The sequence below is a fragment of the Pseudomonas sp. 05T35 genome, assembly GCF_056396605.1.
The window spans coordinates 1-9,197 of the sequence record NZ_JBFTLU010000317.1; the positions used below are offsets into that span (position 1 = coordinate 1).

General features: G+C 57.5%; 8 protein-coding genes. 1 reads left to right on the forward strand and 7 read right to left on the reverse strand.

Annotated elements, in window-relative coordinates; genetic code table 11:
- The coding region (locus AC1DH9_RS21360; RefSeq protein ID WP_477808739.1) for a GGDEF domain-containing protein at window positions 1–1,007 on the forward strand (1,007 nt) is incomplete at its 5' end.
- 123 nt (window positions 1,008–1,130) lie between these two features.
- Here AC1DH9_RS21360 and AC1DH9_RS21365 read toward each other — a convergent pair.
- The 7 genes from AC1DH9_RS21365 to AC1DH9_RS21395 form a co-directional block, all read right to left on the reverse strand.
- Complete coding sequence (locus AC1DH9_RS21365) at window positions 1,131–1,544, reverse strand: hypothetical protein (RefSeq protein ID WP_427541579.1); 414 nt, start codon at window positions 1,542–1,544, stop codon at window positions 1,131–1,133.
- Window positions 1,541–6,220 carry an RHS repeat-associated core domain-containing protein gene (locus tag AC1DH9_RS21370; protein ID WP_477808740.1) on the reverse strand — a complete coding sequence of 1,560 codons (4,680 nt, stop codon included), beginning with the start codon at window positions 6,218–6,220 and terminating at the stop codon, window positions 1,541–1,543. Before AC1DH9_RS21370 ends, AC1DH9_RS21365 begins: the two co-directional genes overlap by 4 nt.
- 227 nt (window positions 6,221–6,447) lie before the next feature.
- Window positions 6,448–6,849, reverse strand: coding sequence for an SEL1-like repeat protein (locus tag AC1DH9_RS21375; protein WP_054593529.1), 402 nt, complete (start codon window positions 6,847–6,849; stop codon window positions 6,448–6,450).
- Window positions 6,850–7,221 carry a hypothetical protein gene (locus AC1DH9_RS21380; protein ID WP_477808741.1) on the reverse strand — a complete coding sequence of 124 codons (372 nt, stop codon included), beginning with the start codon at window positions 7,219–7,221 and terminating at the stop codon, window positions 6,850–6,852.
- Window positions 7,218–7,559, reverse strand: a complete 342-nt coding sequence (locus AC1DH9_RS21385; protein WP_477808742.1) for a helix-turn-helix domain-containing protein — start codon at window positions 7,557–7,559, stop codon at window positions 7,218–7,220. The genes AC1DH9_RS21380 and AC1DH9_RS21385 overlap by 4 nt, the downstream gene beginning before the upstream one ends.
- Before the next feature lie 115 nt (window positions 7,560–7,674).
- Window positions 7,675–8,130 (reverse strand): YkvA family protein, encoded by a 456-nt coding sequence (locus AC1DH9_RS21390; protein WP_427530416.1) that lies wholly within the window; start codon window positions 8,128–8,130, stop codon window positions 7,675–7,677.
- 293 nt (window positions 8,131–8,423) lie between these two features.
- Complete coding sequence (locus tag AC1DH9_RS21395) at window positions 8,424–9,137, reverse strand: FKBP-type peptidyl-prolyl cis-trans isomerase (RefSeq protein WP_427530414.1); 714 nt, start codon at window positions 9,135–9,137, stop codon at window positions 8,424–8,426.
- Between the last annotated feature and the right edge of the window lie 60 nt (window positions 9,138–9,197).

Genomic DNA, 9,197 nt, shown 5'->3' on the forward strand with positions numbered 1-9,197 from the left:
GCGCACTGGTGCTCAACGATGAAGGCAGTGACCTCAGCGCCCTGCTCAACGAACATCCGGCGGTGGACCGCGATACCCCTACCGCTGACGTGCTGGAAGCCTTCCGTCGTCAGGCCAACCTGAACTCGCTGGCAGTGCTCGACGAACTCGGTCAGCCCTGTGGCATCGTCCACCGTCATTCGCTGTCCGATGCACTGCTCAAGCCGTTTGCCACCGATCTGTTCGCGCGCAAGCCGATTAGCCGGCTAATGAGCGATGACTTCCTCGCCGTCGAGCTCAGCCAGTCGCTGCAACAGGTCAGCCGGCTGATCACCAGCCGCGCTCGGCAGCGCATCGAAGAGGACTTCATCATCACCCTCAACGGCGGCTATCTCGGCCTGGGTCGGGTGATCGATGTGCTCAAACTGATTACCGAACTGAAAATCCAACAGGCCCGCTACGCCAACCCGCTGACCCTGTTGCCGGGCAACGTGCCGATCCAGCAGTGCCTGACCCGGCTGTTACAGCAGAGCCGCGAGTCGGTGATCTGCTACGTCGACATCGACAGCTTCAAGCCTTTTAACGATATCTACGGCTACGGCCGTGGTGACGAAGTCCTGCTGTGCCTGGCGCAATGCCTGAACGACCGCGTCGACCCCAGCCGCGACTTCGTCGGCCACATCGGCGGCGATGACTTCCTGCTGGTCCTCGGCCCGGAAGACTGGCGCAAGCGCCTGAACCAGTTGCTCGAGGACTTCCACAGCCAATGCCGACGTTTCTACCGCAGCGAACACCTGGAAGCCGGCTGCTTCATCGCGCCCAATCGTCAGGGCGTCCGCCAGGAGTTTGCGCTGCTGTCGCTGTCGATTGGCGTGGTGCATTTACACCCGCAGGCCTGTGGACAACTCGACGCCAGCCAACTGGCGGAAATGGCCTCACAGGCCAAGCATCATGCGAAGAATGTGCAGGGGGGGAGTATTTATGTGATTGATAGTTTGGGGATGGCGAAGCAAGCTCAAACTGTTTAGCGGCGAGAGAAATGAACTGACCGTTGATTTACCCAACAACACCATCACACATAACGCTCTCACTGCTGACAAGCCGGCGAATGAAAGCGCCGACCTCATAAACATAAAGTCGTTAAATAAAGCTCACTCGCCATCAATGGGCTTCTCTGACTTTATCCAGCGCATATAAAACTCTCTCTGAACACTATAATCATTCGTGAGTTCACCTTCAGCATAATCAAATATATATACAACATCATCTAGCGAAGGCGTTTTCCCTAAAGCCAGCTCATAGGCTTTCAAACCAAGTGACATCTGAGAAGACATACTCGACGTATGAACATTAACTTTCGCCCCCTTACAGTAAAAAACAATATCAGGATGATCTTCTCTAACCTTCGCAAAACACTTGTAAAAATCATGATCAGAATAGCTCTTGCGATAGCCGTTACGCATTAATAGCTCTATCGTTATTTTCTTTTTATCACAGATAAGCTGAGCATCTTCCTTACTACCATTAACACCAACAACTATATCCACAATGATTGTAGAGCTCATTCTTTTATCTTCCTATTTGGATTAGGTATGGAATATCCGAACTCGCGACCGTTGTCTATGATCAGCGTTGCACCAAGAACATCCTCACCCTTGATTCTAGAGGGTATTGCGATTTCTTTCTCTGCACCAAACAGATAATCCGCCCCCAATTCTTTTTTTAAATCATGACCTGGAATTMTTCGCAGGGTATACAAATACCCTACCTTTGTATTGTCATTCGTAGCAAATTTCTTCCCCACATCCCTTGAGGTAGAGGTACTAATAAAGTTGCTAGGCGGATAATCGCTATCCATTGAATGAAGAAATAAATCTTTGCTTTTCCCTTTGCTCTTGAATCCATTTTTAAACACATCATCGGGTTCTCGTTCGTCTCCGCGATATAGATAATCACCTTCGCCTTTTGGCGGTTTTGGTTCACCTCTGTCTACCGAGGCCTTCCCCGCCGGATCCTCCGCCTCACCGGGCTTCTTGCACTTACCTGCCCCCGGGCAGTCATTCAACCCCAGCGGATCAACCCACCCCGTCGGATTCGGGGTGTACTGATACCCGTTTAACCCACCCGCCAGCTTGCTCGGATCCGGCGTCAGGTAGCGGCCAATATCCGGATTGTAGTAGCGATGTCGGTTGTAGTGCAGACMTGATTCAGCATCGAAATACTGCCCCTGAAAGCGCAACGGCTGCTCAAGCTGTTCTTCGCCGAAGTGCTTCAGGCTGGCGAGTTTTCCGTAGGCCTTGTAGGTCGCCGACCAGACGATTTCGCCGCTGTAATCCGTCAGTTCCTGCGGGGTGCCGAGGTGGTCGAGTTGGTAGTAGAACGGGCAGGCCTTGCGCGGGCCTTTGCCGTCGAGCATGGCCAACGGGCGGAAGCTGCCGGGTTCGTAGAGGTAGCTGCGGTAGTGTTTTTTGCTGCTTTCGGCGACGAGGTTGTCGCCTTGCCAGAAGAACTCGGTGGTGTGGCCATCGACGGTTTTGCCGATGCGCCGACCGAAGGCGTCATAGCGGTAGCTGGCGGTTCTGCCATCCGGCAGTGTCACGCCGATCAACCGGTGCTGGCAGTCGTAGCGGTATTCGGTGACGAGTTTTTGTGCGGTGCCGCGGCKCTCAAAGATCAGGTTGCCGAAGGCGTCGTAGTCGTAATGGCGGTCGCCTTGCAGCAGCAGGCGGTTGCCTTTGATCGTCGCCAGGCCCGGGCGATCGTGCATCTGCAGGTTGCCGGCCGGGTCATGGGCGAAGCTTTCCTGTTGTGGATCGCGAGAGTGGCGGACACGAACCAGGCGGTTCAGCAGATCGTAACGATAGTTGCGCTGGCCGTGACGACTGTCGGCGATGAAGTCGAGGTTGCCGTTGGCGCTGTAGGCGTAATCGCGGCGATGGCGTGGCTGCTCAGCATGAGAAACCGCGTGGGCGTGCAATCGACCCTGCTCATCGTAGTGATACCGACTGAGCAATTGGCCCTGCTGGCGTTGCCGCTCGCGTCCCGCGTCAAAGACGTGCGTGGTCAGCCGCGTGCCATTGAGATCGATGGCCGTCAGCGCCCCGCCCTTGGCGTGGTGGTAGTCGAGGGTGCTGTTGTCCGGCAGGCGCAGGTGATCGAGTTGACCGCAAGCGTTGTAGCGATAACGCAGGGTGCCCCAACCCTGATGCTCAGTGATCAGTCGGTCTTGCTGGTCGTACTCGAACTCCAAGGGGTGGTCGCGACCGTCATCGACGCTGACCAGACGACCAAGGCTGTCGTAGCGATAGTCGACCTTCAGGCCATCGGGCAAGGTCTTGACCAGCAAGCGCCCCGCCGCATCGCGCTGGTAAGCGGTGATCAGCGTTGAGCCATCATCGCCAAATTCGGTTTTCTCCAGCAGATGGCCGTTGAGGTCATAGCGGTACGCGGTGCGCCGACCATCAAAACCGGTTTCTTGCTCGATCAGTCCATTGGCGCCGTACGCCAACTGGTACTTTTCGCCCACCTCGTTTTCGATTTCGCTGAGCAACAGCCGTGCGTTGTCGTAGCGATAGCGCAGCTGGCTGCCGTCGGCATTGATCCGACAGCTGACCAGGTGCAGATCGTCGGCGTATTCGTAGCGCGTGACCTGGCCCGACTCATCGCGTTCGGCGATGAGTTTGCCGTAGGCGTTGTAGCTGAAGGCGCGGGTGACACCTCCAGGCAAGGTGGTCTGAATCAGCCGGCCAAGAACGTCCCATTGATACCGGGTGACCGCACCGTGTGCGTCCTGACGACGGCTTAGCCGGCCCAATGCGTCGTAAGCGAAACACCGCCGACCACCGTCCGGCAGTTGCTCTTCGGTCAGTTGCCCGAGGTGGTTCCAGACAAGGAGGTGACAACTGTTATCCGGATAGCGGATCGACAGCAGTCGCCCTCGATCATCGTACTGGTAATGGGTGATGTGCCCATCTGGGTCGATCTGTTCGGTGATATCGCCCTGGATGTTTCGCTGGTACTTCCAACGCGCCTTGCCCCGACGCATCACTCGAACGAAACCGTTGTGATACTCGTAGTAAGTCGGTTCGTCTTCTGGCGGAATGACCGCCAGCAACCGCCCGGCGTCGTCATAGGTGTATTGGGTGACACCGCCGAGAGGATCTTTCTCGGCCACCAACTGACCGTTATCGTCGTAAGCCTTCAGGTGTTCGGCACCCTCCGGCTCGACCCYGCGCACCAGTCGCGCCTGTTGGTCGTGGACGTAGACCTCTTGGCTGCCATCGGCGTTGTGCACCGTGACGCTACCGTTATCGTCCCAGACATAACGTGCGTCCATCTGCGCAAAACTCGCCCAGTGCCGCACGCACCGGGCGGCTTTTCCCTCGCGCTCCCACTCCCAGAAAAAACTCGCGCCGCCGGCCAGTTGCCGCTGGAGAATCACTGCCTGATTGTCGTAGTCGTAACGCTCGCTTTCGCCAGCGGCGTTGGTGGCTTCGATCAGTCGATGGCAGTCGTCATAGCGATAGGCGGCCAGCGTTTGCTCGGTGTGCCAAGCCTCATCGGGATTCGCCGCTGCGCGATAGACTTGATAGTCGACGGCGATCAGATGTCGCCGGTCGTAACACAACAGCAAGGCGCGACCCGCGCCGTTGTCCAGACGTTTGATCCGCGCCTGGCGATCGCGGGTGATGCGTAGACGGTTGTTGTAAGGGTCGCTGATGGCCGTGAGATTACCGTCGCAAAAATGGTAGAACCGTGTCGTCTCACCGGCCTGGGCGAGGATCAGTTCATCGGCGTCGTCACCCAGATAAATCGCGGCACGGGACAAACTGTTGTGGATCGCCGGACGCTCGGTGCTGGGTCCCGGAAAGCGTGTGCGACGGTTTTCGTGGTCGATCCAGACGACGTTGTCGCCGTCGATTTCCAGGCGGTGCGCCAACGAGTGGCTCCAGCCAAAGCCCAATCCGCTATCGATTTCCACCGCGCTGGTGCGGTACAACCGGGTGAAGGCGAATGGCAGCACACCGTCGAGCTCGCCATCGGTGAGGGTCAGCAGTTCTTCGCCAGTGACCATCGACACCGGGCAGCTGTGGGTCGCGGTTTTATCTGCCGAATCGGCGCTGTCGCCGTTGGGGTTTTTCGCCTGATCCGGGGCGTTGTCGTGATGCTCCTGCTTGCTCAGGCTGGTCTTGGGCCCAGGCTTGTCGCGGGCGATGGCCGCAGGGTTTTTCACGTAAAGGGCCGGCGCTTCTCCGGGGGTAATCTTCAGCGGCCCTCGGGGTGTTGGCGCGAGCAGCGCCTTCCGGGCACTCACCATCAGCGGCTTGAGCGCATCGGCGTGACTGCTGAAACGCTGATTGCTCGACACTTGCGCCAGCCGGATGCTCAAGGCTGCCAGCCACTGTCGAGCACGCTGCGACTTGATCTTCCCCAGCACTTTGGCAATCGCCTCTGTGGAGGCGTTGAGCAGGGTTTCGAGCTCGGCTTGGGTCATGTACTCAAGGAGTTTTTCACTGTTGGCTTGCAGGTCGGCCAGCAAGTGATAGAGCTGCTGAATGTCATCCCAGAGGTCGAGCAAGGCGCTTTCAACACCCCGTTGATCTGCATGCTGCAACGCGTTGTAGCGCTCGATAAACCCGCTTTGTGAAAAGCTTGCCCACAACGGTTGAAACTCGTTCGTCCACTCGCTTCGCAGCCAGTCTTCAAGCTCTGTAATGGTGGTTTGATAAGAGGCGTAGAGCGCCTTGACGTGGTCTCGAGAGACGTTGGGGTAAAAAGTGATTCGGTGCCGCTGGCCACGCCAGCATTCGGGGACTTCGAGGATGCCGCTGGGGCCGATAACTGCGTGGACCGGCTCACCGATCACCTCATCCCCTCCCGGCCCGTCGATCAATGCTTCGAGCATCACCGGGGTATTGCCGATCGGCACAAAACGCGCCGCCTCGAACATGTGCACCAGGGTCAACGATCCGCCGGCCGGACAGGACGCAACGATGGCACTGATCGGTGTGGTCGAGTTTTTCGGGGCGCTGAGGCTGACGTCGTTGCCGACCTTGAACACCTGCCCGACATCCAGCGCAGCGCCCGTCCAGAAACTTTCGGCCCAGGAATCGTAGTCGCTGAGGCAGTGCCGAAAGTCATTGAAGACGGCCTCAATATCCGGATTTTTCGGGTTCAACGCAGCAATGACCAGATGGCCAATGGCAGTGTTCAAGGCCTGCAGTTTTTTGGGATCGAGCATTCGCAATCTTCGCGGTCGCAGTGGGACGCGAGACTGTGCGGGGATGGAGCGGGGAATGAAGTCAGGACAAACGGAGGATGATGTAGGGCATTTCGTTAAAGCGAAGGGAATGGCTCAATCAAGCAGAACGGGCACTGCTTGATGGGCGATTACTTTATAAACGCCTGTAGGAAAGTGGCTTATCCAAGATCGCCGGCAAACCGGATCAGCCAGTGCGAGAGTGGCCGTCAAGCATCACGCGACGCCAGTTCCTTGAGCTTGATCTCGGCCAGCGGATGTCCGGCCTTGGCCGCCATCTGCCACCAGCGCGCCGCCTCGGCAGCGTCAGGGGCCTTGCTCGGTGTTCCGGCAAGGCTGATCACGCCGACCTGATAGGCCGCTTTTGCGTCCCCCGCCAATGCGGCAAGGCGCAACAAACGTACGCCCTCTTCACGGGCACCGAGACCCTGGCCACGGAACGTCAGGATGTGGCCATAGAAGCTTTGCGCACCGACATCACCGAGATTCGCCATGCGCGCGAACTGACCTTCAAGCCAGCTCCAGCCACGTGGCTGGCGGACAAACCATGACCAATGAAACAGCCTGCGTGCCAGCCAGTAACTGGCACGGGCCTTGAGTCGCCAGAGCATTCAGGCCTCCGCAGATTCGGGGTATTCGTACTCAAATACCCGCACCACTTCCGAGGCATGCCAGGACGCGGCAGCCACGCCATCGGAAGGCCCGGAGAAACGCCCCAGCCGCTCGACGCATTCGAAGAACCCGGTGCGCGGCAGACGGCTGGCGCCCTGGCTGATGACCAGCGAACTGCGCAGCGGCTGCTCGGCCCGTGCATCCAGCGCCGCCAGGTGCTCAAGCGCGGCAGTCAGGGTTTGCATGGCCGGGCTCGGCAACTGCAAACGCTCAARCAAAGCGCGATAAGTCAGAAGATGCCGCTGACGACGGGCCTGATCCAGCTCGCCGATTAAACCGTCCCAATGTTGACGACTGATGCGTACGCTCACGATTCATCCCTCCATCCCGGCACCGTCAGTTCCCAGGCCAGGCTGCGGCGAATCGCTGCGTCAGGTTGACGCTCGCCACTTTCGATCAAGGCCAGGTAAGACGGGCTGATGCCTACCGTGCGGGCCAGCGCCTCAATGGCGATGCCCTTCCCTTCGCGCAAACTGCGTAGTTGATCCAGACCTGGAAGAACCTGGTCTGCTGTGGCCGCGTGACGGACTGTCGCTTCACGCGGTGGTTGTTCAGTGACGCCTGCTGCTTTCAATAACGMTTGATACTGAGCCCACGTTAGAACCGCATATTCGGGTTCGCCATCACGTGCAATTATCTGAATATCCATGACTACCCCGTAGGACAACAACACTTAGCGAGTCAGCACTTTTCCTTAGAAGTGTAATCCTAACAGCCGATAAGGTCGCGAGGGGCGATCAATCTGTGGATGAACCTGATTCAACTCAGGTTTTTTTCGGGCCTTGCAGTTGTAATTGCTCCGGCGTATCAGGCAAGCGCTCCACGACCGCGAGCTTTTCCGGCTGCTGACGGTCGCGCCAGGCACGGAAAGCATTCAGTTCGTCATCAAGGGTTTTCATTACCCAGGCCAGTACGGCGATGTCATCGAGCATGCCAAATACCGGGATGAAATCCGGGATCGCGTCGAGCGGGCTGAGGAAGTACATCAGCCCCGCCACCACTGTCAGCATCGATTTGCGACTGATGTCCCGATACTCACCGCGCCAGTACGCCAGGCACAATGCCTGCAGTAATCGCAGGTCGTCTTTAAGCTTGCCCAAACGATTACCCTGGCTCGCCCCTTTTCTGGCTACGGCAAACAACAGGGCCGGTAATCGCCCACGACTGAGCAACCTTCCCGCCAAAGGTAGAAATCGAGCGAAGTTCCAAGGTGCTTTCATCATTTCTCCCGCTGAAATGTTATCCACACAAATTGTGGATAACCTTGTGAACAGAGCCGCTTTTCACGCCTGAAGGCCACGTCCTACAAGGGCTAAGCTCAGATCGGGCGTTTTTTACTCACATAAAAAAACCCAATATTTCATTGACTTGGCAACCTACTGCGTTTAGCTGTGGCACCCTCAATGCTGTGACTCCACTCCACCGCGTCCGTTCGCTTGAATTGTCGACCACTGAACGCCAGATGCAACAACGCCCCGCATGAACGGGGCGTTGTTTTTATAGCAGACGCTGATTACTTGGCGGCGTCTTGTTTTGCCGGATCTTTGATCGCCAGCAGTTCCAGGTCGAATACCAGCACCGAATTGGCCGGGATTGCCGGGCTAGGGCTTTGTGCGCCGTAGGCCAGATCGCTAGGGATGTACAGTTTGTACTTCTCGCCAACATGCATCAGCTGCAGACCTTCGACCCAACCCGGGATCACGCCGCTAACCGGCAGATCGATCGGGCTGCCGCGCTCGACGGAACTGTCGAATACGGTGCCGTTGGTCAGCTTGCCAGTGTAGTGAACAGTCACTACGTCAGTCGGCTTAGGCTGTGGGCCATCGGCTTTCTTGACCACTTCGTACTGCAGACCCGAAGCAGTAGTAACGACACCCGGCTTCTTCGCGTTGTCTTCGAGGAATTTCTTGCCGGCAGCTGCCGACTCTTCGCTCATCTTGGCCAGACGCTCTTCAGCGCGCTTTTGCAGCGCAGCGAAAGCTTCGACCAGTTCGTCATCCTTCAGTTTCTGTTCTTTCTTGCCAACGGCATCTTCGATGCCTTGGGCCACGGCTTTGGAATCCAGGTCATCCATGCCTTCCTGAGCCAGGCTCTTGCCCATGTTCAGGCCAATACCGTAGGAAGCTTTTTGCGCCGGGGTTTTCAGCTCGACGCTGGACTGCGAGTCACAACCCGCAAGTACCAGGCTAACCAGGGCCACCGCCGCCGCCAACCGATGCTGTTTCATGCTATTTCCTTGTTCATGCGCCTAAAGGGCAATCGAATAAAGCCGCGAGCTTATCAGGCC